The 22,720-nt window shown below is 65.9% G+C and carries 19 protein-coding genes and 1 tRNA gene; 3 read left to right on the forward strand and 17 right to left on the reverse strand.

The genetic code is table 11. From position 1 onward, the window contains the following. Positions 1 to 9 precede the first annotated feature (9 nt). From ACS5NL_RS13240 to uvrB, 16 genes are all read right to left on the reverse strand, one after another. Positions 10 to 1,125, reverse strand: a complete 1,116-nt coding sequence (locus ACS5NL_RS13240; RefSeq protein WP_439354320.1) for a polysaccharide deacetylase family protein — start codon at positions 1,123 to 1,125, stop codon at positions 10 to 12. Further along, positions 1,122 to 2,336, reverse strand: a complete 1,215-nt coding sequence (locus ACS5NL_RS13245; protein ID WP_439354321.1) for a glycosyltransferase family 4 protein — start codon at positions 2,334 to 2,336, stop codon at positions 1,122 to 1,124. Before ACS5NL_RS13245 ends, ACS5NL_RS13240 begins: the two co-directional genes overlap by 4 nt. Next, positions 2,333 to 4,291 carry an asparagine synthase (glutamine-hydrolyzing) gene (gene asnB, locus ACS5NL_RS13250; RefSeq protein WP_439354323.1) on the reverse strand — a complete coding sequence of 653 codons (1,959 nt, stop codon included), beginning with the start codon at positions 4,289 to 4,291 and terminating at the stop codon, positions 2,333 to 2,335. The genes ACS5NL_RS13245 and asnB overlap by 4 nt, the downstream gene beginning before the upstream one ends. After that, positions 4,291 to 5,187, reverse strand: coding sequence for a glycosyltransferase family 2 protein (locus tag ACS5NL_RS13255; RefSeq protein WP_439354324.1), 897 nt, complete (start codon positions 5,185 to 5,187; stop codon positions 4,291 to 4,293). The genes asnB and ACS5NL_RS13255 overlap by 1 nt, the downstream gene beginning before the upstream one ends. A 218-nt stretch (positions 5,188 to 5,405) precedes the next feature. Beyond that, a tRNA-Val gene (locus tag ACS5NL_RS13260) sits at positions 5,406 to 5,480 on the reverse strand. A gap of 82 nt (positions 5,481 to 5,562) precedes the next feature. Beyond that, positions 5,563 to 6,276, reverse strand: a complete 714-nt coding sequence (gene dnaQ, locus ACS5NL_RS13265; protein WP_439354325.1) for a DNA polymerase III subunit epsilon — start codon at positions 6,274 to 6,276, stop codon at positions 5,563 to 5,565. Continuing rightward, complete coding sequence (gene fdx, locus ACS5NL_RS13270; protein ID WP_439354327.1) at positions 6,276 to 6,614, reverse strand: ISC system 2Fe-2S type ferredoxin; 339 nt, start codon at positions 6,612 to 6,614, stop codon at positions 6,276 to 6,278. Before fdx ends, dnaQ begins: the two co-directional genes overlap by 1 nt. 18 nt (positions 6,615 to 6,632) lie before the next feature. After that, positions 6,633 to 8,504: a Fe-S protein assembly chaperone HscA gene (hscA, locus tag ACS5NL_RS13275; RefSeq protein WP_439354329.1), complete on the reverse strand. Its 1,872-nt coding sequence runs from the start codon at positions 8,502 to 8,504 to the stop codon at positions 6,633 to 6,635. A 41-nt stretch (positions 8,505 to 8,545) separates the two neighbouring features. After that, positions 8,546 to 9,064, reverse strand: coding sequence for a Fe-S protein assembly co-chaperone HscB (gene hscB, locus ACS5NL_RS13280; RefSeq protein ID WP_439354331.1), 519 nt, complete (start codon positions 9,062 to 9,064; stop codon positions 8,546 to 8,548). Between the two features lie 7 nt (positions 9,065 to 9,071). Further along, the gene (iscA, locus tag ACS5NL_RS13285; RefSeq protein WP_439354333.1) at positions 9,072 to 9,395 is read right to left on the reverse strand and encodes an iron-sulfur cluster assembly protein IscA; all 324 of its coding nucleotides are present in this window, start codon (positions 9,393 to 9,395) and stop codon (positions 9,072 to 9,074) included. Positions 9,396 to 9,404: 9 nt separating this feature from the next. Beyond that, a complete protein-coding gene (iscU, locus tag ACS5NL_RS13290; RefSeq protein WP_439354335.1) occupies positions 9,405 to 9,791 on the reverse strand; it encodes a Fe-S cluster assembly scaffold IscU in 387 nt (128 codons plus the stop codon). 12 nt (positions 9,792 to 9,803) lie between these two features. Further along, positions 9,804 to 11,021: an IscS subfamily cysteine desulfurase gene (locus tag ACS5NL_RS13295; protein WP_439354337.1), complete on the reverse strand. Its 1,218-nt coding sequence runs from the start codon at positions 11,019 to 11,021 to the stop codon at positions 9,804 to 9,806. Between the two features lie 107 nt (positions 11,022 to 11,128). Further along, positions 11,129 to 11,665 carry a Fe-S cluster assembly transcriptional regulator IscR gene (gene iscR, locus ACS5NL_RS13300; RefSeq protein WP_411367917.1) on the reverse strand — a complete coding sequence of 179 codons (537 nt, stop codon included), beginning with the start codon at positions 11,663 to 11,665 and terminating at the stop codon, positions 11,129 to 11,131. Between the two features lie 214 nt (positions 11,666 to 11,879). Beyond that, positions 11,880 to 13,793, reverse strand: coding sequence for a sensor histidine kinase (locus ACS5NL_RS13305; RefSeq protein WP_439354338.1), 1,914 nt, complete (start codon positions 13,791 to 13,793; stop codon positions 11,880 to 11,882). Next, a complete protein-coding gene (locus tag ACS5NL_RS13310; RefSeq protein WP_439354339.1) occupies positions 13,790 to 14,485 on the reverse strand; it encodes a LuxR C-terminal-related transcriptional regulator in 696 nt (231 codons plus the stop codon). Before ACS5NL_RS13310 ends, ACS5NL_RS13305 begins: the two co-directional genes overlap by 4 nt. Positions 14,486 to 14,583: 98 nt before the next feature. Further along, on the reverse strand, positions 14,584 to 16,689 hold the full coding sequence (gene uvrB / locus ACS5NL_RS13315; protein ID WP_439354341.1) for an excinuclease ABC subunit UvrB: 2,106 nt from the start codon (positions 16,687 to 16,689) through the stop codon (positions 14,584 to 14,586). Between the two features lie 111 nt (positions 16,690 to 16,800). On the opposite strand from uvrB, the gene ACS5NL_RS13320 reads away from it, so the two are divergent. The 3 genes from ACS5NL_RS13320 to rsxB all read left to right on the forward strand — a co-directional run bounded on the left by ACS5NL_RS13320 (position 16,801) and on the right by rsxB (position 20,334). After that, positions 16,801 to 18,009, forward strand: a complete 1,209-nt coding sequence (locus ACS5NL_RS13320) for an amino acid aminotransferase (protein WP_439354343.1) — start codon at positions 16,801 to 16,803, stop codon at positions 18,007 to 18,009. Positions 18,010 to 18,226: 217 nt separating this feature from the next. Further along, complete coding sequence (locus ACS5NL_RS13325) at positions 18,227 to 19,636, forward strand: polyhydroxyalkanoate depolymerase (protein WP_439354345.1); 1,410 nt, start codon at positions 18,227 to 18,229, stop codon at positions 19,634 to 19,636. Between the two features lie 41 nt (positions 19,637 to 19,677). Beyond that, positions 19,678 to 20,334: an electron transport complex subunit RsxB gene (gene rsxB / locus ACS5NL_RS13330; protein WP_439354347.1), complete on the forward strand. Its 657-nt coding sequence runs from the start codon at positions 19,678 to 19,680 to the stop codon at positions 20,332 to 20,334. Between the two features lie 15 nt (positions 20,335 to 20,349). Here rsxB and ACS5NL_RS13335 read toward each other — a convergent pair whose 3' ends face one another. Next, the gene (locus ACS5NL_RS13335; protein ID WP_439354348.1) at positions 20,350 to 22,668 is read right to left on the reverse strand and encodes a methyl-accepting chemotaxis protein; all 2,319 of its coding nucleotides are present in this window, start codon (positions 22,666 to 22,668) and stop codon (positions 20,350 to 20,352) included. Between the last annotated feature and the right edge of the window lie 52 nt (positions 22,669 to 22,720).

A 22,720-nucleotide genomic window follows, 5' to 3' on the forward strand; every position in this document is an offset into this window, starting at 1 on the left:
AGACAGGGGTCACGCCGGCGTTCCGCTGCAGGGGTCCCGTCTCGCACCGGTCAGTCCCGGGTGCAGGCCGCTCATGCGCCACGCCAGCCGGGCCTCGGAGAAGCGGCCCTGGCGGTCTTGTGCGTGTTTTGCGTTCATGTTGAATCGCTGCAGCCGGTAGTGATCGTCTGCCCAGGCGTTGCTCCCCCACTGCGTGGTGACGGCGGCCCGGTAGCCGGCCTCACGGACCTGCGCCATGGACCGCGGATCGGTCGATCCGTTGGGATAACAGAAGGTGGTGACGGGCGCGCCAAGCGCCGCTTCCAGCCTCTGCTTGGAGCCCGCAATTTCAGCCCGCAGCTCATCGTCCGTGCATTGCGGCAGCAGCGCATGGGAATGGGAATGGCTACCTATCTCGTGACCGCGCGCCACCAGGTCTTTCATCTGCTGCACGTTCATGAACCCGTCCCAGCCGGGACGGACCGTTCGGGGCAGCACGCCTTCGGCCCGCAACAGCCAAGCCTCGCGCTGCGAGGGGCTCCACTGCTTGGTGACTTCCAGTGCCGCCTCGACAGCGGTGTGACCAGCCAGGCGCTGGTGCTCCCCGCCGGGTTGCAGTCCGGCCAGCAGCTCTCCGGCCTCGGCACGCCGTGAGGGGTCGAGCGGCATCGATTGGCCGCTCGACGGATCGGTCAGCCAGGCCACCGCAGCCGCCATGGCGTCGTGCCACAGCGGCGCGGTGTTCTCCAGCACCAGGCTGGGGACATAGAAGCTCGCCGTCACCCCGTTCCATTCGAGGACAGGGAGCGCGTTCTGGTAGTTGTCGAGCTGCCCGTCATCGAACGTGATCGCCAGCAGCGGCAGACCGGCGGTGCGGTCCTGCTCCCAGCGGTCGAGCGCGGTGTTGAGCGACAGACATTGAAAGTGACGGGTCAGGAACTTCAGATGGGCGTCCAGCTCGTCCGGTGTGACGGCCAGGCCCGGCAACGGATAGCGCTGGCGCTGAGGCTCGGTGAGAACCCGGTGAAAGGTGACGATGGAAAGCCGCTGACCCAGCCGCGCGGCCGGGGCCGTCAGGCCAGACAAGGAAAGCAGCTGGCCGCAGGTGTCGCGGGCCAGGGCCTTGAATGCAGCGGCAGTGCTCATGCGGTTGTTCCCGCAAGCGACTCGAAAATCTGTTTGAGTTGCAGCGCCGAACGATCGATGTCGTGCCTGTCCATCGCCCGCACCCGGGCCGCCTGCCCCATGGCCTGCAGCTGCGAGGCGTCGGCCTCCAGACAGCGTCGCATCGCCGCGGCCAGCTCCATCGCATTGCCTGGCGCCACCAGCCAGCCGTCCTGTCCGTCGCGCACCAGTTCCGGCACACCGGCAACGCGCGTGGCAATCACCGGCCTCTGGCATGCCATGGCCTCCATCAGCACCACCGGCAAGCCCTCGGCAAAACTGCTGAGCACGAGCGCGCGCGAGGCATCGATCTCCTGGCGGACGGTGGCGCCGGAAATCCATCCGGTGATCCGGACCAGATCCGACACACCGCACTGTGCGCTGTGTCGTTCGATCTCCGGTCTCAGTTCCCCGTCGCCGGCGAGAACCAGTTCGGCGTCCAGGCCCTGGCGGCGCAGCTCGGCCAGAGCATCGATCAGCAGGAACTGCCCCTTCTCCGGACTCAGCCGCCCGACGCAGACGAAACGCCGCGCCGCGTTGTGCTGCTGGAGCGGAGCTTCCCTGTACATCTCGTCGAGTCCACAGTGCACCACCGAGATCTTGTTCCAGTGAACCGGCTCCACCCAGCGGCACAGCTGACTCCGGCCATATTCGCTGACGGCAACGACACGGGCGGCACGCCGGATCTTTTCCGGAATTCCGATGAACTGCGCGGCGTCCGTCTCCACCGTGCCATGCGCCGTGAAGCTGAACGTGCAGCCATTCAACTGCCCGGCAAGCATCGCGACCGACGCCGGGTTCGAACCGAAATGCGCATGCAGGTGCGACACCCCGCTCTCGCGCATCCAGTTCCCGACCACGCAGGCTTCGACGAAATAGGCCATGTGGTGCACGAGGCTGCGCTCAGCGCGGCGGGACAGCCGCAGCGCGCTGCGCGCAGCCCCGATGAAGGCGGTCGGGCTTCGCGCCAAGGCCCGCAGCACATGCACCACCGAGGTCCCGACGCCCGCGCCAAGCACATAGCGCGTGCGATTCAGTTCCTCGACATCCGCCGAATCCGGGCTCCCGTCGGAAGGACCGCGAATCGCGAACCGGAGCACATCGACGCCTTGCCGCTCGAGCGCGGCAATTTCTCGGCGGATGAAACTGTGGCTGACCTTCGGGTACTCGCTGATGAGATACGCAACCCTCACGCCGCGGCCTCCATCGAAAGCCCCTCCCGGCGCGCCCACACCGCCAGGGTGTAAAGACACCAGATGCGCGTCCAGTACAGGCCCGGCGCACCCGCCTGGTAGGCCCGCCAGAGCTCCTCCACCATCCGCGGCGAGAGACCGACACTCGCCATCAACGCGCCGTCACCGAGCACCTCACCCACCTCTGCGCCAAGCGGGCCATGCAGCCAGTGGTCGAAGGGCAGCTCGAAGCCCGATTTCGGCCGATCGAACAGCGCCGGGTCCAGACCTTGAAGACCCGCGGCGCGCAACATGGCCTTCGATCGCACCGGGTGGAACCGGGCGCCGTCGGGCACCGCGGCAACCACCTCAAGCAACTGCTGGTCGACCAGCGGCAACCGCGTCTCGATGGAGGCCGCCATGCTGGTCGAATCGGTGTCGCGCAGAAGGCGTTCGCCCAGAAACAGCCGCTGTTCGAACGCGGCAATCGATGCCAGATCGCTCCGGCCCGCAGTTTCCTCACCCAGCGCGGCGACGATCCCTGCCGGAAGCCCCTGGTAGCCTGCGGCCAGTCCGCCCGCAGCGGTACCGAGCAACCGGCGATGGGTTTCGGGCAGGAACAAGGCGTAGGCGCACTGGTACAGCGCGAGCAGGTCGTCGCGAGCAGCAACCATCGTCGGCAGCTTCGCCCAGCGCGTCTGGGGCGGGAAGCTGCTCTCGCCTGGCGCCTTCCATCGGGAAAACGCGCTCGCGGCCAAGTTGCGGGCCGCCTCCGGAACGAAGCCCAGGCGCCTTGACCAGGCCGCCATCGCGGGAAGATCGCGAAACGAGGTGTAGCCGCCAAACAGCTCGTCGCCGCCACTGCCCACAAGCGCCACCTTGAACCCGGCCTGCGCCACCGCCTGGGACATGAAGAACGAGTTCAGGCCGTCAAAGCTCGGCTGGTCGAGGCTGCCGATGGCTTCATCCAGCCGGTCGAGAAAATCCTCTTGCCGCAGCACGATCTCGTGGTGCTGCGTGCCAATCGCCGCCGACACCGCTTTCGCAATGTCTCCCTCGTTGCGCTCCTGCTCGGTGAACGCCAGGGTGAAGGTGTGCACCGGGTCCCGCGAGACCCGCCTGGCCACATTGGCAATCGCGGAAGAGTCGACCCCACCGGAGAGGAACACAGCCAGCGGCACGTCGGAAGCGAGATGGCGTTGCACGCTGTCTTCAAGCGCCGCAGACACATCCCGATCGTTCGACGACCCTGGGCGCGGGAGTTCGGCCTGGGTCCAGTAGCGTTGGCGCTGCCGCTCACGGCCGTCCTGTGCATAGACCCGCATTTCGCCCGGCAGGAGCGACTCAATGCCGTCGACGATGGTCTCCGGCGCCACGGTGAAGCCGTTCCAGACCACACTCGCCACGGCAGACGAGCGCAACCGGGGTTGGCGCAGCAGGCCCGAACGCAGCAGCGCACGCACCTCCGAGGCGAACGCGAAAGACCATTCGCCATCCGGATCGGGATTGCGCGCGAAGTACAGCGGTTTGATGCCCAGCGCATCGCGGGCCAGCAGCAGCTCGCAGCGGCGCGGGTCCCAGAGCGCGATCGCGAACATGCCACGCAGGTCGCGCACCGCCTCGAATCCACGCAGGCTCAACAGGCGCAGCATCGCTGCCGTGTCTCCGGTCGACCAGAGCGCGTGGCCCTGGGCTTCGAGCGCGCGGCGGATCTCGACGTAGTTGTAGATCTCGCCGTTGAGCACGGCCACGTCACCGCGTTGTGGATCCTCCATCGGCTGGGAGGCTGCGGTGGACAGATCGAGGATCGACAGACGCCGGTGCCCCAGCATGACACCCCAGCCGCCTTGGTCGGCCGGCCCCATCCACAGGCCGTCGCCGTCAGGACCGCGGTGCGCCATGGCATCGGTCATGCGACGCAGTGCGGCGCGATTCGCCTCACCAACGCGTCCGACGATGCCCGCCAGGCCGCACATCAGGCACGACCCGTCATGTCGCGGGCGGCGCGGGTCTTGCCGACGAACAGGGCACGCAGCTGATAAGCCCTCAGAAAACGCCGGAACTCCGGATTCTCGTAGCGTGGCTTGCGTTGCAGGGCCGCCTTCAGCCAGCCCCAGAGCATCGCCGCGCTGCCAAGCACATAAGGCCGCTGGTTCACGCGAGACAGGGCACTGGCCGCCATGAAGAGAAAACCGGTGCCCATGAAGTACTGGCCGTAGCCGTGGCGCATCCGGCCCGTGAAAATGCTGTCCTGGCTGGACCCCATGGGCCGCAGGTGCACGAAGCGCAATGCCGGATCGTCCCAGCTGCAGGCCACCCAGCCTTTCATGCGGCACTGGTGGCAGTCGATGCCGTCCCACATGACCTCGCGCACGAAACCTCCGATCGCCTCGAAACAGCTGACCCGGTAGAACTTGGTCATGCCCAGGGAGGTCTCATCTCCGTGACGCTCGGGAACGAGGACACCGTCCTGTTCCAGATAGGCCTTGCCGCTGCAGGTCGCGATTCGAGGATCCTCGGACATGCGCTGCATCAGGATCTCGAAGTACCGCGGCGGCAGCCGCAGATCCAGATCCAGCTTGCAGACGAATTCGTAGTCTTTCGGCTGGATCGCCGCATACCCCGAATAGAACGCGTCGACGACACCAGGCCCCACAGCGCGATGACCGCGGTCTGCGCGCGTGACGATCTCAATCCAGGGGTGCTCCAGCGCGTATTCGGCCAGGATCTGCGACGTGGCATCGGTCGAACCATCGTCGACGATGACCCAGCGGGCGGGCCGCACCGACTGTCCGACGACGGTATCCAGCGTTTGTCGCATGTACTGCGCCTCATTGCGGCACGGCGAAATCAGTACATAGCGCTGGGTCATGTCAGCACAGGATGGAGTGCGCGGCAGGCGGGATCGGCGTGCATCCGGGCAGCCGACGCTGCCACGCCCCCTCCAGAAGCGTCGAACACCGGGCAAGGAATTTCAATCGCATGAATTCAAGTATGCCATCCATCGATCGCCGACGCCTCCATCCGATGAGCAGCAAACGGACAGGCAAGAAAAAAGCCCGCAAGTCATCGACTTGCGGGCTTTTCTGTTGGTGGGCGGTGCAGGTTTCGAACCTGCGACCCCGTCCGTGTGAAGGACGTGCTCTACCCCTGAGCTAACCGCCCAAATGATCCTGTTCTTGCGATCCGGTCATTCGGAAGCCTCAGATTATAGCCTGTTTTTTGAGGCTTTCTGCGATTGCCTCATTCAAGCGGCCACCAATTGGCGCCACAAGGTCTTTCCCTTGCTCGCCTTGTCGAGGTCGGCCAGCACTGCCTCATGGGCACCGGCCTCTTGTTCGTTGGCGCGCAGCACGGGCAGTTCCATGCTGCTGAGGTCGACACGCACCAACTCCTCCCCGGCCTCGCTGACCTCTGAGGGCCCCACATCCATCAGCAGGGCGTCCTGCCCGCGGGTCATGTTGATGTAGACGTCGGCCAGCAGTTCGGCATCGAGCAAGGCGCCGTGCAGGGTACGCCCCGAGTTGTCCACTTCCAGGCGGTCGCACAGGGCATCGAGGCCGTTGCGTTTGCCCGGGAACATTTCCTTGGCCATCACCAGCGTGTCGATCACGCCGTCGATGTGGGACTTCAGCGGCGGACGGCCGATGCGTTCGAGCTCCTTGTTCAGGAAGCCGATGTCGAACGGGGCGTTGTGGATGATGAGCTCAGCGCCCTGCAGGTAGTCCAGCAGTTCGTCTGCGATCTGGGCGAACTTGGGCTTGTCGCGCAGGAACTCGTTGCTGATGCCGTGCACCTTGAGCGCGTCTTCGTGGCTGTCGCGCTCGGGGTTGATGTAGTGGTGAAGGTTGTTGCCGGTCAGCTTGCGCGCAACCAGCTCCACACAGCCGATTTCGATGATGCGGTCACCGTTCTCGGCCGAGAGACCGGTGGTTTCGGTGTCGAGAACGATCTGTCTCATCAATGATTTTCTTTGGCATGGTTGATCGAGTACTTGGGGATCTCGACCGTGATGTCCTGCTGCGCCAGGATGGCCTGGCACGACAGCCGCGAATTCGGCTCCAGGCCCCAGGCCCGGTCCAGCAGGTCTTCTTCGGTTTCGTCCAGCTCGTTGAGGCTGTTGAAGCCTTCGCGCACCACCACGTGACAGGTCGTGCAGGCGCAACTCATGTCGCAGGCGTGCTCGATCCTGATGTCGTGGTCGAGCAGGGCCTCGCAGATCGAGGTGCCGGCGGGTGCATTGATCGACGCGCCCTGGGGGCAGTATTCGGGGTGAGGCAGGATCTTGATCGTGGGCATGTGGTGTTCTGGTGTTGCTCAGACTTCTTCGAGCTTGCGGCCCGCCAGCGCCTGCTGGATGCCGCGGTTCATGCGCTGGGCGGCGAAGGCTTCCGTGCCCTTGGCCAGCGCCTGCGTCGCCGCTTCGATGTCGGCCGCGCCGCCACCGACGACCACGTCGGCCAGCGTGACGATGAGGGCTTCGATGCCGTCGCGCTCGGCAGCGGACAACAGGTCACCATCGGCCGCCAGTGCGCTGCGGGTGGCTGCGATCATGCGGTCGGCGTCGACACGGGCCTCCACCAGCGCACGGGCCGCCATGTCCTGCTGCGCCGTCGAGAAGCTGTCCTGCAGCATCGCCGCGATCTGCTCGTCCGACAGACCGTAGGCGGGTTTGACGTCGATGCGTGCCTCGACACCACTGCCCTGCTCTCTGGCACTCACCGACAGCAGGCCATCGGCGTCGACGGTGAAGGTCACGCGGATGCGTGCCGCACCGGCGGCCATGGGAGGGATGCCGCGCAGCGTGAAGCGCGCCAGGCTGCGGCAATCGGCCACCAGGTCGCGCTCGCCCTGCACCACGTGCAGTGCCAGCGCGGTCTGGCCGTCCTGGTAGGTGGTGAAATCCTGCGCGCGGGCGGTCGGAATCGTGCTGTTGCGCGGCACGATGCGCTCGACCAGGCCCCCCATGGTTTCGATGCCCAGCGACAGCGGGATCACGTCCAGCAGCAACAGGTCGCCGTCGGGGTTGTTGCCAGCCAGCTGGTTGGCCTGGATGGCGGCGCCCAGCGCCACCACCTCGTCCGGATTCAGGTTGGTCAGGGCTTCGCGGCCGAAAAACTCACCCACCGTGCGGCGGACCACCGGCATGCGGGTCGAGCCGCCCACCATCACCACGCCCTGCACCTCGTCCTTGCCGACACCCGCGTCGCGCAACACCTTGCGCACCGCTGTCATGGTGCGGGCGGTCAGTGCCGCGGTGCAGGTCTCGAAATCTTCGCGACGCACGGTCTGCTCGACCTGGCGTCCCACGATCTCGCTGCGGAAGACCGCCTCGGGCTGGCCGGACAGCTGCTCCTTGACCCGGCGGGCCTCGCGGTGCATCGCGGCGCGCTCGGCCGCATCGGCCACCGGCCCCAGGCCTGCCTGTTCCAGCACCCAGGCGGCCAGCGCCTGGTCGTAGTCGTCGCCGCCCAGCGCCGAATCGCCGCCGGTGGCCATGACCTCGAACACGCCGCGCGTCAGGCGCAGCACCGAGATGTCGAAGGTGCCGCCGCCCAGGTCGTAGATGGCGTAGACGCCTTCGGAGCCATTGTCCAGGCCGTAGGCGATCGCGGCGGCCGTGGGCTCGTTGATCAGGCGCAGCACATTGATGCCGGCCAGTTCGGCGGCGTCCTTGGTGGCCTGGCGCTGGGCGTCGTCGAAGTAGGCTGGCACGGTGATGACGGCACCGAACAGCTCGTCGTCAAAACTGTCTTCGGCGCGGAACCGCAGCGTGGCCAGGATTTCGGCGCTGACCTCCATCGGCGTCTTGAGGCCCGCCACCGTCTCGACCACGGCCATGCCGTTCTCGTCCACCACGCGGTAGGACAGCTTGTCCACATCGCCCACCTGTGCGCGGGTGCGCCCCATCAGGCGCTTGACCGAACTGATGGTGTTGGCCGGGTCGCCGATCTGCGCCGCCAGGGCCTCGAAACCGATCTGACGCCCCGCCCCGCCCTGCTTCGGATCAAGGTACCGCACCACGCTGGGCAGGATCACCTTGCCATCGATGGCCGGCAGGCATTCGGCCACGCCATGGCGCACCGCCGCCACCAGAGAATGGGTGGTACCCAGGTCGATGCCGACCGCGATGCGCCGCTGGTGCGGGTCGAGGGACTGGCCGGGTTCGGAAATCTGCAGGAGAGCCATTGGGGAAAGAAAGAAAACAGGCGGACGACGAAAGCAACCAGCTATTGTCCCAGTTGATCGAGCCGTGCTTCGACGTCGCGGGCAAAGCGCTCAACAAACATGAGGGCTCTGACCTGCCCGGCCAGGGCCACAAAGTCGCGCCGCTCGTCGGCCGAGGTCTGCAGCTCGGCCAGCATCTTCTTGCGGGCTGCGGCGACTTCGTCGGCCATGTCTTCGAGCTGCTCGCCGGAACGGGCTTCTTCCAGCGCCTCGCGCCATTCCATCTGCTGCATCAGGAAGGCCGCCGGCATGGCCGTGTTGTTCTCGGCCTGCACCGGCGCGCCATGCAGCTCGCACAGGTAGGCCGCACGCTTGAGCGGATCTTTCAGCCGCTGGTAGGCCTCGTTGATGCGCACCGACCACTGCATCGCCTGGCGCTGGGTCTGGGCGTCGGCGGCCGCGTGGCGATCGGGATGCACCTCGCGCTGCAGCACCTTCCAGCGCTCGTCCAGCCGGGCAGCATCCACGGCAAAAGCGACCGGCAGCTCAAAAAGTTCGAAGTCGTTGGATTGCAGGTTCATTCCCGGATTAGACCCGGAAACTTTCCCCGCAGCCGCAGCGGTCGCGCTCGTTGGGGTTGTGGAACTTGAAGCCCTCGTTGAGGCCCTCGCGCACGAAGTCCAGCTCCGTGCCATCGATGTAGGGCATGCTTTTCGGGTCCACCAGCACCTTGACGCCGTTCTCCTCAAACACCACATCCTCAGGCGCGATCTCGTCGGCGTACTCCAGCTTGTAGGCCAGGCCGGAACAGCCGGTGGTCTTGACACCCAGGCGCACGCCGACGCCCTTGCCCCGTTTGGCGAGGTAACGCGTGACGTGCCGGGCGGCTGCTTCAGAAATCGTGACAGACATGGCGGGGACTCAGTTCGCGTGCTTCTTGCGGTAGTCGTCGACCGCGGCCTTGATCGCGTCTTCGGCCAGGATCGAGCAGTGGATCTTCACCGGCGGCAGCGCCAGTTCTTCGGCGATTTCGCTGTTCTTGAGCGCAGCCGCCTGGTCCAGCGTCTTGCCCTTGACCCACTCGGTCACCAGCGAGCTGGACGCGATGGCCGAGCCGCAGCCGTAGGTCTTGAAGCGCGCGTCCTCGATCACACCCGTCTGCGGGTTCACCTTGATCTGCAGCTTCATCACGTCGCCGCAGGCGGGCGCGCCCACCATGCCGGTGCCGACGGACTCGTCGCCCTTGTCGAAGGAGCCGACGTTGCGGGGGTTTTCGTAGTGGTCAACGACTTTTTCAGAATAGGCCATGGTTGTTCTCCTTCAGTGCGCTGCCCACTGGATGGTGGACAGGTCGACGCCGTCCTTGAACATTTCCCACAGCGGGGAGAGTTCGCGGAGCTTGGCGACGTTTTCCTTGATAGTGGCGATCGCGTAGTCGATCTCTTCTTCGGTGGTCCAGCGGCCGATGGTCATGCGCAGGCTGCTGTGGGCCAGTTCGTCGCTGCGGCCCAGGGCACGCAGCACATAGCTGGGCTCCAGACTGGCCGAGGTGCAGGCCGAGCCGGACGACACCGCCAGCCCCTTGATGCCCATGATCAGCGACTCGCCCTCGACATAGTTGAAGCTCATGTTGAGGTTGTGTGGCACGCGCCGGGTCTCGTGGCCGTTGATGAACACCTCCTCGATGTCCTTCAGGCCGGCCTGCATGCGGTCATGCAGTGCACGAATCCGCTGGTTCTCTTCGTGCATCTCGGCCTTGGCGATGCGGTAGGCCTCGCCCATGCCCACGCACTGGTGCGTCGGCAGCGTGCCCGAGCGCATGCCGCGCTCGTGACCGCCGCCATGCATCTGCGCTTCGATGCGGATGCGCGGCTTGCGGCGCACATACAGCGCGCCAATGCCCTTGGGGCCATAGGTCTTGTGGCTGGTCAGGCTCATCAGATCGACCGGCAGGGTTTGCAGGTCGATGTCGACGCGGCCGGTGGCCTGCGCAGCGTCTACGTGGAACATCACCCCCTTCTCGCGGCAGATCGCACCGATGGCGGCGATGTCCTGGATCACACCGATCTCGTTGTTCACGAACATCACCGAGGCCAGGATGGTGTCGGGACGGATCGCCGCCCTGAACGCATCGAGATTGAGCAGGCCGTCGGGCTGCACATCAAGATAGGTCACCTCGAAGCCCTGGCGCTCCAGCTCGCGGCAGGTGTCGAGCACCGCCTTGTGCTCGGTCTTGACCGTGATGATGTGCTTGCCCTTGGTCTTGTAGAACTGCGCGGCACCCTTGAGCGCCAGGTTGTTGGACTCGGTCGCACCGCTGGTCCAGACAATTTCGCGCGGATCGGCATTGATCAGGGCGGCCACCTGTTCGCGGGCAGTTTCGACGGCTTTTTCCGCCTCCCAGCCCCAGGCGTGGCTGCGCGAGGCCGGATTGCCGAAGTGTTCGCGCAACCAGGGGATCATGGCATCCACCACCCGCGGATCGCAGGGATTGGTGGCGCTGTAGTCCATGTAGATGGGGAAATGCGGCGTGCTCATGTCGGCATTCAATCGTGGGTTGCTTGTTGTGGACTGACTCAGGTCAGACACCCGGGCAAGCGGAGGCCCACCGGCACCAGGTCACACCCGGCGCCGGCGAGTGCCATTCACTTGCTCAGGGCTGCGCCTCCGAGGGCAAAAACCGAGTTCGGGGCATTCACGCGGATCGGCTTGACCACGGGCGCGCTGGAAATCGCCCGCTTGATCATCGGCGCGTTTTCGACCACCACGCCCTTGGCGATCTGGTCGTCGACCAGCGACTGCAGCGACACGGAGTCGAGGAAATCGACCATCTTGGCGTTCAACTGGGCCCACAGTTCGTGGGTCATGCAGCGGTTGCCTTCACCGTGGCAGTTTTCCTTGCCGCCGCACTGTGTGGCGTCGATCGGCTCGTCGACCGACACGATGATGTCGGCGACGGTGATGTCGGTGGCCTTGCGGCCCAGGGTATAACCGCCGCCGGGGCCGCGGGTGGACTCGACCAGCTCGTGGCGGCGCAGCTTGCCGAACAGCTGTTCGAGGTAGGACAGGGAAATCTGCTGACGCTGGCTGATGGCCGCCAGGGTGACGGGGCCATTGTTCTGGCGCAGGGCCAGATCGATCATGGCGGTGACCGCAAAACGGCCTTTGGTCGTGAGGCGCATGGGCTGCTCCTGTTCGTGAGGTTTGGCTGTCGTTTCAGGACCGGTACAGGCCTTCAAGGTGCCCGACCGACCACTTCTCCACCCACCCCAGCCACCTCTCGGCGGCTGCTATTTCGACTCTGTATCCGAGTGTTTTGATCGAGTATACACCAATAGCCCACTGATTCGCTCGGACTTGGCCGCGCCAGGCCGGGTCGCCCCACCCGGGATGCGCTCAGTGCGCCGCCAGCGGATCGGGTTGCTGCAGCGGGAAGGTGAAACGCACGCAGGTGCCGGGCCGGGCGTCCTCGAACGACACCGCGACCCCCAGCTCCGCCGCACGCAGGCGGATGTTGCCCATGCCGCGACCACCGCTGCCCGGCGCGCTGGCGCGGCGGACCGCCCCCAGCCCGACCCCGTCGTCGCGCACACAGAGCTCCACCTGCCCGCCGAGATCGCGCGTGATCACCGTCACACGCCCCGCCTGTGCATGTTTGAGGATGTTGGCGAACACCTCCTGCAGACAGCGGAACACATGCAGCACCCCGCGCGCCTCGAGCCCGGGAATCGGTGGCACTTCCTCCACCTGCCAGTCCAGTTCGACACGCGCGGCCTGCAGGGCCGGAGCGATGCGCTGACGCAGGGTGCCGAGAATCGTCGGCAGGTCACCGTCCATGGGCTCCAGCGAGTCCAGGGTCATGCGCAGGTCTTCCAGCGCGTGGTTGAGCATCGCCGCGACGGCCGAACTGTCGACCTGCTGCCCGCTGCCCCGCACCACGTTGAGCGCCTGCACCAGCTGGCTGCCCAGGCCGTCGTGCATGTCGCGCGTCAGGCGCCGGCGCTCGGCCTCCAGCACACGCTGGCTCTCAACCAGGCGCAGGCGCTCGAACAGGCGCTGCAGCTCGTCTTCCCGCTCGCCCACCTTCTGGGAGAGCTCGGCATTGAGCAACCGCACCTGCTCCATCGCCGAGGACACCCGGCGCACCAGCACCCAGCCCAGCGCATACATCAGCATCAGCGAGCCCACCGTCATCCAGCGGATGTCGGCATCCCCGGGCAGACCCATGTTGACCACCGCGAAATCGCGCACGCCCGTGGCCATGGTCGCGGCGCCGAACACCACCATCAGGCGCTGGTTGGCGTCCAGGCCCCAGCGGGCCCGGTGGAACAGCTTGACCAGCGCCACCACCGAGGTCAGCGTGATGATCGCCATCCAGATCTGGTACATCGTGTAGTTGTTGAAGTACACGGTGACCGCCAGCCAGACCGGCCCCACGATCAGCAGACCATTGACGAAGCTGCGGATGAGCCCCTGCCGGTAGTCGAACAGGTCCCACATGAACAGGTACAGACAGCCACAGTAGACGGTGAACGACAGCTTCTGCAGGTAGTACCAGAGCTCGAACGACATCGGCGGCGTCTCCAGCGGCGTCAGCACCAGCCGGATGGTCCAGGCGAACGTGGCCGCGGCGAGCAGGCCGAACAGGCGCTCGTGGGTGTTGAGCCACAGCAGCAGCGCCATCAGGCCCAGCATCAGCGAGCAGGCCGCGACCATCCAGGTCGCATAGACCTGCCACCACATCAGCTGGGCGTGGCGTTGCTTGAGCGCGTCGTGATCCCCGACCTGCACCAGCGACAACCCGCTCTTGCGCAGCGGCTGGCCCTGGACCTCGATCTCCAGCCGGTTGTCTTTCGGGTCGGCCGCCAGCCAGGCGCGCGGCAGCGACACGATCTGCGGCACAAGGGATGCGTCGGCAAACCCCTCATAGCTCCAGAACCGGTCCGCCACCTCCTGACCGTTGAGCCAGACGCGGTACCGTGCCCCGACCCGCGGCAGCAGCAGGCCCAGCGGACGCGCATCGCCCTGCCCGGCCACGAGCGCTTCGGGCCAGGCCAGGCGGTAACGTGCCTGACCTTCCCAGCGGGGAGACTGGTCGTCCCAGACATGAGGCAGTTCGACCGTGGACACCCGCGGCACGCCGGCCTGTTCGTGTTCAACCACGGCCTGGCGGATGGCATAGGCCCCGGCCACCGGATCGGTCCGGGACACCCAGACCAGGCCACCGATCAGCACCAGCAGCAGCATCCCGGCCCACCAGTACGCTGGCGTGGCCAGCAGCCGTCGGGACAGGGACGCCGGCCAGCTCACAACAAGCCCCGCTCCTGCGCTGCGCGGACCACCTGCACCCGGCTGTGCACCGCCAGCTTGCGGTAGAGGTTCTTGATGTGCGAGCCGACGGTCGCCGGGGAAATCGCCAGCCGCAGCGCGATTTCCTTGTTCACATAGCCCTGCGCCACCAGCTTGAGCACCTCGGTCTCGCGATCGGAAAGCATGACCTCGTGCAGCGCCTGCAACGTCACTGGCGACTCCTGCACCACCCGGAACTGACGCAGCAGCATGCGGGCCAGCAGCGGTGAAATCGGCGCACCGCCGCCACGGATCTGTTCGATGGCCTGCACCAGCTCGTCGCAACTGCAGCCCTTGAGCACGTAACCCGTCGCACCCGCCTGCAGGGCGCCCACCAGCCGGGATTCGTCACCGAACACGGTGAACACCAGCAGTTCGGCATCGGCCCGTGCCTCGGCCAGCCAGCGCAGCAGTTCCTCGCCACGCCCGTCGGGCAACCCGAGATCGACCAGGAACACATTGGCGTCACCGTCCAGCGCATTCTGCAAGGCGTGGCTGCGGCTGTCGGAAACCCCCACCAGCTGCCAGCCCGGCCTGGACAACAGGGCCTGCTTGACGAACTGCAGGATCGAGGGATCGTCTTCGATCAGGTAGATGCGCGTCTCGACGTCCGTCTGCGCGGACTGTCTGGGCGCTCGCATTGCGATGGTCATGCGTGGATGCTCTGGATTGTTTTTTTGGTGGCTGCACGTCCCGGCAATGGGCTTGCCGACCCCTCGTGCGGCCCGGCCGCGTATTGTGCGGCAGTTTGTCAGGCCACACTGTCGCGGCCAGGCGCTCCGAACAGCCGCTCCTTGAGTCTCGACAACTGGTCGCGCACCGACGCAGCTTTCTCGAATTCGAGATTGCGCGCGTGTTCCAGCATGGCCTTCTCCAGCCGCTTGATTTCCCGCGCCAGGTCCTTCTCGTCGAGCTCGTCGGTGCTGCTCTGCAGCGCGCGCTCGGACGCCAGACGATCGGCCTCCCGGCCCGCCTTCTCGCTGTAGACGCCATCGATGAGGTCGCGCACCCGCTTGACCACGCCCTTGGGGGTGATGCCGTTCGCCTCGTTGAAGGCGATCTGCTTGATGCGCCGCCGTTCGGTCTCGCCCATCGCCTTCTTCATTGACTCGGTGATCCGGTCGGCGTACAGGATGGCGCGGCCGTGGAGGTTGCGCGCGGCGCGGCCGATGGTCTGGATCAGCGAACGCTCGGCGCGCAGGAAGCCTTCCTTGTCGGCGTCCAGGATCGCCACCAGCGACACCTCGGGAATGTCCAGGCCTTCGCGCAGCAGGTTGATGCCGACCAGCACGTCGAACGCACCCAGCCGCAGGTCGCGGATGATCTCGACCCGCTCGACCGTGTCCACATCGCTGTGCAGGTAACGCACCTTGACGCCGTTTTCCGTCAGGTAGTCGGTCAGCTGCTCGGCCATGCGCTTGGTCAGCGTGGTGATGAGCACACGCTCGTTCTTCACCACGCGGATGCGGATCTCCTGCAGCACGTCATCCACCTGGTGGGTGGCCGGCCGCACTTCGACTTCCGGATCCACCAGGCCGGTCGGCCGCACCACCTGCTCGACCACGTTGCCCGAGTGGGTCTTCTCGTAGTCGGCCGGCGTGGCCGAGACGAAGATGCACTGGCGCATGCGCTGCTCGAACTCCTCGAACTTGAGCGGCCGGTTGTCCAGCGCGCTGGGCAGGCGAAAGCCATACTCGACCAGCGTGGTCTTGCGCGAGCGGTCGCCGCTGTACATGGCGTTGAGCTGGCCGATCATCTGGTGGCTCTCGTCCAGGAACATGATCGCGTCGCGTGGCATGTAGTCCGTCAGCGTCGCCGGCGGGTCGCCCGGCGCGCTGCCGGCGAGGTGCCGCGAGTAGTTTTCGATGCCCTTGCAGTGGCCGACCTCGCTGAGCATCTCCAGATCGAAACGCGTGCGCTGTTCCAGCCGCTGGGCCTCGACCAGCTTGCCCATGCCCACCAGCTGGCCCAGGCGCTCACGCAACTCTTCCTTGATCGCCTCGACGGCGTTGAGCACCTGCTCACGCGGCGTCACATAGTGGCTGCTGGGAAACACGGTGAAGCGCGGGATCTTCTGCCGCACCTTGCCGGTGAGCGGGTCGAACAGCTGCAGCGACTCGATCTCGTCGTCGAACAGCTCGATGCGGATCGCGACCTCGGAATGCTCGGCCGGAAACACGTCGATGGTGTCGCCGCGGACCCGGAACTTGCCACGCGAGAAATCCTGCTCGTTGCGGCTGTACTGCATGCGCACCAGTTGCGCGATCAGGTCGCGCTGCCCCACCTTGTCGCCCACCCGCAGCGTCATCACCATCTGGTGGTAACTCTCGGGCTTGCCAATGCCGTAGATGGCCGAGACCGTGGCCACGATCACCACGTCGCGGCGCTCCAGGATGCTCTTGGTGCAAGACAGCCGCATCTGCTCGATGTGCTCGTTGATCGCGCTGTCCTTCTCGATGAAAAGGTCGCGCTGCGGCACATAGGCCTCTGGCTGGTAGTAATCGTAGTAACTGACGAAATACTCGACCGCGTTCTTGGGAAAGAACTCGCGGAACTCCGAATACAGCTGCGCCGCCAGCGTCTTGTTGGGCGCAAAGATGATCGCCGGCCGCCCCAGGCGGGCGATCACGTTGGCCATGGTGAAGGTCTTGCCCGAGCCGGTCACGCCCAGCAGGGTCTGGAACACCTCGCCGTCCTGCACGCCCTCCACCAGCCCGGCGATCGCCGTGGGCTGGTCGCCGGCCGGCGGATAGGGCTGGAACAGCTCGAAAGGCGAATCCGGAAAGCGGACGAAATTGCCCTCGGGAGGCGTCTCGTCCTGGACCAGTTCCAGGGGCTCGGAGGATGCGGTGACCATGGCGGATAAAATTGCGGGCAATCTGACAGCCTAACGCAATCCGGGGCATGCTGCCAGAACCGTCTTTGCCCCGCCCGTCTTCCCGTCCCCAACCTACTCTGGACCCTTGTCATGTCCCTGTTTTCCGCCGTCGAAATGGCCCCCCGCGACCCGATCCTGGGTCTGAACGAACAATTCGCTGCCGACACCAACCCCAGCAAGGTCAACCTGGGCGTGGGCGTGTATTTCGATGACAACGGCAAGCTGCCCCTGCTGCAGTGCGTGCAGGCCGCGGAAAAGGCCATGATGGACAAGCCCACCGCGCGCGGCTACCTGCCGATCGACGGCATCGCCGCTTACGACGCCGCCGTCAAGGGCCTGGTGTTCGGCGCCGACTCCGACGTCGTCAAGAGCGGCCGCGTCGCCACCGTGCAGGCCATCGGCGGCACCGGCGGCCTGAAGATCGGCGCCGACTTCCTCAAGAAGCTCAGCCCGAACGCCACCGTGCTGATCTCCGACCCCAGCTGGGAAAACCACCGCGCGCTGTTCACCAACGCCGGTTTCAACGTCGACACCTACCCCTACTTCGACCAGAGCGCCAACGGCGGCCTGGGCGGCATCAACTTCGACGGCATGCTGGCCAAGCTGAACACCGCCGCCGAAGGCACCATCGTGCTGCTGCACGCCTGCTGCCACAACCCGACCGGCTACGACATCACCGCCGCCCAGTGGGACCAGGTGATCGCCGTGGTGAAGGCCCGCAACCTGACCGCGTTCCTGGACATGGCCTACCAGGGCTTTGGCTACGGCATCGCCGAAGACGGCGCCGTGATCGCCAAGTTCGTGGCCGCCGGCCTGAACATCTTCGTCTCGACCTCGTTCTCCAAGAGCTTCAGCCTGTACGGCGAGCGCGTCGGCGCCCTGAGTGTCGTCGGCACCAGCAAGGAAGAGACCGACCGCGTGCTGAGCCAGCTCAAGATCGCCATCCGCACCAACTACTCCAACCCGCCGACCCACGGCGGTGCCATCGTCGCTGCCGTGCTCGGCAACCCCGAGCTGCGCGCGCTGTGGGAAAAGGAACTGGGCGAGATGCGCGTGCGCATCAAGGCCATGCGCCAGAAGCTGGTCGACGGTCTCAAGGCCGCCGGCGTGCAAAAGGACATGAGCTTCATCACCACCCAGATCGGGATGTTCAGCTATTCCGGCCTGTCCAAGGACCAGATGGTGCGCCTGCGCAGCGAGTTCGGCGTCTACGGCACCGACACCGGCCGCATGTGCGTGGCCGCGCTCAACAGCAAGAACATCGACTACGTCTGTCAGGCGATTGCCAAGGTGGTTTGATTTTTCTCACACTGCCCGAAAAAAAGCCGCTCGCCGAGCGGTTTTTTTTCGTCCGACCGCACCGTTGCCCGGAATTGGCCGGTCAAATCCCCGCTGAAAGGCCCGCTGATTCCTTTCACCAAGGTGACAATCCGGACCAGCAAATTAGGTGTTTTTCCCCTCTGGACGGCAGTAACCACCTGTTATATTGCACTGCAACATAACCATTTCCACAGCCATGCTCTACCAGATCTACGAAACCCAGCGCTCGATCATGGAACCCTTCGCCGACCTGGCCGAAGTGACCGCCAAGCTGTTCAACAACCCGCTGTCCCCCCTGGGCCAGCTGCCGATGGCCCAACGCATTTCGGCCGGCTACGACCTGATGCACCGCCTGGGCAAGGACTACGAAAAGCCGACGTTCGACATCCCGACGGTCGACGTGGACGGTGTGGAAGTGGCGATCTACGAGCGCGTCGAGATCAACAAGCCGTTCTGCGAACTGCGCCGCTTCAAGCGCTTCTCCGACGACACCGCCACCCTGGCCAAGCTCAAGGGCCAGCCGGTCGTGCTGATCGTCGCGCCGCTGTCGGGCCACTACGCGACGCTGCTGCGCGACACGGTCAAGACCATGCTCAAGGACCACAAGGTCTACATCACCGACTGGAAGAACGCGCGTCTGGTGCCGATGGCCGAGGGTGAATTCCACCTGGACGACTACGTCAACTACGTGCAGGACTTCATCCGCTACCTGCAGAAGAACTACGGCAACTGCCATGTGATGAGCGTCTGCCAGCCCACCGTGCCGGTGCTGGCCGCGGTCTCGCTGATGGCGTCGCGCGGCGAAACCACGCCGCTGTCGATGACCATGATGGGCGGCCCGATCGACGCCACCAAGTCGCCCACCGCGGTCAACAACCTGGCCACGCAGCGCAGCCACGCCTGGTTCGAGAACAACGTCATCTACCGCGTGCCCGACAAGTTCCCGGGCGCCGGCCGCCGCGTCTACCCCGGCTTCCTGCAGCACACCGGTTTCGTGGCCATGAACCCCGACCGCCACGCCAGCAGCCACTATGACTACTTCCAGGACCTGATCAAGGGCGACAACGAGAGCGCCGAGGCCCACCGCAAGTTCTACGACGAGTACAACGCCGTGCTCGACATGGACGCCGACTACTACCTGGAAACCATCAACACGGTGTTCCAGGAGTTCAAGCTGGTCAACGGCACCTGGGACGTGAAGAACGAAGCCGGCAAGATCGAACGTGTGTGCCCGCAAGACATCAAGGGCACCGGCCTGCTGACGGTGGAAGGCGAGCTGGACGACATCTCCGGTTCCGGCCAGACCGCTGCCGCCCACGAACTGTGCACCAGCATTCCCAAGACGCACCAGATGCATTACGAGGCCAAGGGTGCCGGCCACTACGGCATCTTCAGCGGCCGCCGCTGGCGCGAGATGGTGTACCCGGTGGTCAAGAGCTTCATCCTGGCCCACCAGGGTGCCAAGGCAGTACCGGCACCTGCACCAACACCGGTCGCCGTCGCCGCAGCACCCGCCGTGCGCAAAGCCACCCCGGTCAAGCGCGCCGCGCCCGCGGCCAAGCGTCCGGCTCCGGCCGCCAAAAAGACCGCGGCCCGCAAGGCCTGATCCGGCCCGGGGGCCGGCCGGTCCCCGGTAAACTGCCGGCCATGGAAGATTTGGTCCGGCGCATCGATGCCGCGCTGCCGCAGACGCAGTGCACCCGTTGTGGATACCCCGATTGCGCCAGCTACGCCAGCGCCATTGCCTCGGGTGAGGCCGACATCAACCAGTGCCCGCCCGGCGGCAGTGCAGGTGTCGACCGGCTGGCCACCCTCACCGGCCGCCCCGCCTCCCCGCTGAACCCCGCCAATGGCATCGAAGGTCCGCTGACCCTGGCGGTGATCGACGAAGACTGGTGCATCGGCTGCACGCTGTGCATCAAGGCCTGCCCGACGGACGCCATCGTCGGCAGCAACAAGCTGATGCACACCGTGATCGAACCGTACTGCACCGGCTGCGAGCTATGCATCCCGGTCTGCCCGGTCGACTGCATCTCGCTGGAGGTGGTCAGTGGCGAACGCACCGGCTGGGCCGCCTGGCCGCAGGAACAGGCCGACCTGGCCCGCCGGCGCTATACAGAACGCACCGTCCGGCTCGCGCGGGAAAAGCTCGAACACGAACAGCGGCTCGAAGCCAAGGCGAAGATGAAGCTGGCCGACCTGGCCGCACATTCGCAGCACACCGACCCGGCCACGCTGGACAAGAAGCGTGCCGTGATCGAAGCCGCCCTGGCACGTGCCCGCGAGCGGCGCGGGCCTACCTGACCACGGGCGGCTGGATCAGCCCAGCGCGGTCAGCGTCTTGTAGACGCCGCAGCCAACGTACAAATCGTCGACCTTGACCACGTAGGACATCTTGGTCTGCACGGCGCCCGACTGCGGGTTGGTGATGTCGTATTCGACCCAGCCGGGCTCCAGTTCGGCCTGCGAGACGATCGCCTCCAGCAGGGCTGCGCCATCGACACCGGGAATGTCCTGCACCCGGCTGCCGACCTTCTCTGGCTTGCCGCCGAAGGCGCGGTAGGCGCCGTTGCGGTCCAGCGCGAACACATACATGTCGCGGTCGTGAAACGCCTGCGACGGATCGGTGACCTGCTGGACAAAGGCTTCGCGGCCGCTGTGGGCCCGCAGGCTCATGGCCCGCTCGACGAGTTGCATGGCCTCTTCGGCAGCGCCCTGCTGCAACTGGAACGAGGACACCGCCTGCGCCAGCGTGGCGGCCCGGCCTTCGAGCTGCGTCGCCTGCTGCACGGCGCGTTCGACCATGCGGGCGTTGCGTTGCGTGATCTCGTCGAGCTGACCCACCGCGGAAGAAATCTCGGTGAGACCACCACTCTGCTCGGCACTGGCGGCGGAGATCAGCGACATGTTGGCGGCCACGCCGCGCACCCCGTTGACGATTTCCGTCATGCTGGAGCCGGCCGCGCGGATCTGCGCCACGCTGGTCGACACCTGGTCGCCCGAGGCCTGGATCAGTTCCCGGATTTCGCGCGAAGACGCGGCGGAGCGCTGCGCCAGGTTGCGGACCTCGGCGGCGACCACCGCAAAGCCCCTGCCCTGCTCCCCCGCCCGTGCCGCCTCGACCGCCGCGTTCAGCGCGAGGATGTTGGTCTGGAACGCGAGGCTGTCGATCACGCCGATGATTTCGTTCATCTGCTGGGCGCTTTTCTGGATGCCTTCGACCGACTCGACCGCACGCACCATGGCCTGCGCGCCCGATTCGGCGATGTCGCGCACCCGGGAGGCCTGGGTGTCGGAATCGCCGGCCGTCTGTGCGTTCTGCTGCACGGTGCTGGAGAGTTCCTGCACGCTGGCCGCGGTCTGCTCCAGGTTGGCCGCCTGCTGCTCGGTGCGGTCGGCCAGTTCGCGGTTGCCGGCGGCCAGGCTCTTGCCGGCATAGGCCACCAGCGCCGAGTTGCTGCGCACCTGGGCCACCATGCCGGACAGGTTGCCGATCATGCCTTCGAGCTGTGTCGCGAGATCCGCCAGTTCGTCGGTGCCACGCACCCTCACGTGCGCCCGCAGGTTGCCCTTGGCGGTCTCGCCCATCACCTTGCTCACGTGCTGGAAGTCGATCACGAAGCTGAGGTAGAACGAGGTCAGGAAATAGAGCATGGCCGCCAGTCCCAGCACCACCGCCACGAGTGCCAGCACCCGCTGTGTCCGGGCCGCGGCGTGCCGCTCGGCCAACAGGTGGTCCAGCCGCTGGAGCACTTCCTTCTGGTAGATCTGGGCGGCGCCGATGGCGGCGCTGCCGGCATCGAAGTAGGCCGTCGCCGTGACCTTGCCCTGTGCCAGCAGCGCCTGGCGTGCCGTCGAGACAAAGGCGTCCGACGCCTTGATCGCTTCGGCACCCGGCAGGCCCTGCTGACCATAGCGGGGAGCGAAATCGATGGCAAACCGGAAGTCGTCGGTGTCACTGGTGAGCTCGTCGAACTGCTCGCGCAGGCCAGCGACGGCCTCGGCCGACCATTGGGCCTGGCTGAGCAGTCCCGCCCCTTTGCCACGCAACTGGGCGAGTTGCTCGGTCCAGGGCACGGCGCGCGAAACCACGATGTCCATCAGGAAGTAGCTGGCCGGATCGGGGTCGAAGAGCAGGCTGGAACGTTCGCCCACGGTGTACATCAGGCGCCGCAGGTCACCGATCAGGACGGAATGAGTGTCGAATGCCTGGGTCGCCGACTGCTTCTCGGTGTTGGTCAGTTGCTGCAGGCGCGCCTCCAGCGCACCCCACTCGGTGTCGAGCTTGAAGTCGGGATCGGCCGTCAGTGCCTCCCGGGTGGCGGTCAGCGCCGCGGGCAAGGCTCCGCGCGTCTTCTGCAGGTCGGCACGCGCCTTGTCGTTGCCCGAGAGCAGCATGTTCGTCTGACCGCGGTGCTTCTGGACCACGGCGACCAGGTCCGACAGACGGGCGATGCTGGTGGAGCCCTGCATCTCGTGCTCCAGACCGCCGATCTCCCCCGAAATGCGCTGCACCAGCGCCACGCAGATGACCAGCAGAGGAATCACGATGGCCAGCGCCAGCAGTCCCAGCTTGATGGGCAGACGCAGCTGGCGCATCAGCCAGATTCCAGGCGTGAAGATGGGGATACGTGGCATGAAAGGATTTCCTGTGCGCGTGCGATGGGCCTCTATCGGCAGCCGGAGGCCT

This window comes from Hydrogenophaga sedimenti (assembly GCF_051857515.1).
Lineage (GTDB): Bacteria > Pseudomonadota > Gammaproteobacteria > Burkholderiales > Burkholderiaceae_C > Hydrogenophaga.

Bases quoted from the DNA above. Each gene is read 5' to 3' on its own strand.
- ACS5NL_RS13240 (WP_439354320.1), bottom strand. From the start codon at position 1,125: ATGAGCACTGCCGCTGCATTCAAGGCCCTGGCCCGCGACACCTGCGGC.
- asnB (WP_439354323.1), bottom strand. From the start codon at position 4,291: ATGTGCGGCCTGGCGGGCATCGTCGGACGCGTTGGTGAGGCGAATCGC.
- ACS5NL_RS13255 (WP_439354324.1), bottom strand. From the start codon at position 5,187: ATGACCCAGCGCTATGTACTGATTTCGCCGTGCCGCAATGAGGCGCAG.
- dnaQ (WP_439354325.1), bottom strand. From the start codon at position 6,276: ATGAGACAGATCGTTCTCGACACCGAAACCACCGGTCTCTCGGCCGAG.
- fdx (WP_439354327.1), bottom strand. From the start codon at position 6,614: ATGCCCACGATCAAGATCCTGCCTCACCCCGAATACTGCCCCCAGGGC.
- hscA (WP_439354329.1), bottom strand. From the start codon at position 8,504: ATGGCTCTCCTGCAGATTTCCGAACCCGGCCAGTCCCTCGACCCGCAC.
- hscB (WP_439354331.1), bottom strand. From the start codon at position 9,064: ATGAACCTGCAATCCAACGACTTCGAACTTTTTGAGCTGCCGGTCGCT.
- iscA (WP_439354333.1), bottom strand. From the start codon at position 9,395: ATGTCTGTCACGATTTCTGAAGCAGCCGCCCGGCACGTCACGCGTTAC.
- iscU (WP_439354335.1), bottom strand. From the start codon at position 9,791: ATGGCCTATTCTGAAAAAGTCGTTGACCACTACGAAAACCCCCGCAAC.
- ACS5NL_RS13295 (WP_439354337.1), bottom strand. From the start codon at position 11,021: ATGAGCACGCCGCATTTCCCCATCTACATGGACTACAGCGCCACCAAT.
- iscR (WP_411367917.1), bottom strand. From the start codon at position 11,665: ATGCGCCTCACGACCAAAGGCCGTTTTGCGGTCACCGCCATGATCGAT.
- ACS5NL_RS13310 (WP_439354339.1), bottom strand. From the start codon at position 14,485: ATGACCATCGCAATGCGAGCGCCCAGACAGTCCGCGCAGACGGACGTC.
- uvrB (WP_439354341.1), bottom strand. From the start codon at position 16,689: ATGGTCACCGCATCCTCCGAGCCCCTGGAACTGGTCCAGGACGAGACG.
- ACS5NL_RS13320 (WP_439354343.1), top strand. From the start codon at position 16,801: ATGTCCCTGTTTTCCGCCGTCGAAATGGCCCCCCGCGACCCGATCCTG.
- ACS5NL_RS13325 (WP_439354345.1), top strand. From the start codon at position 18,227: ATGCTCTACCAGATCTACGAAACCCAGCGCTCGATCATGGAACCCTTC.
- rsxB (WP_439354347.1), top strand. From the start codon at position 19,678: ATGGAAGATTTGGTCCGGCGCATCGATGCCGCGCTGCCGCAGACGCAG.
- ACS5NL_RS13335 (WP_439354348.1), bottom strand. From the start codon at position 22,668: ATGCCACGTATCCCCATCTTCACGCCTGGAATCTGGCTGATGCGCCAG.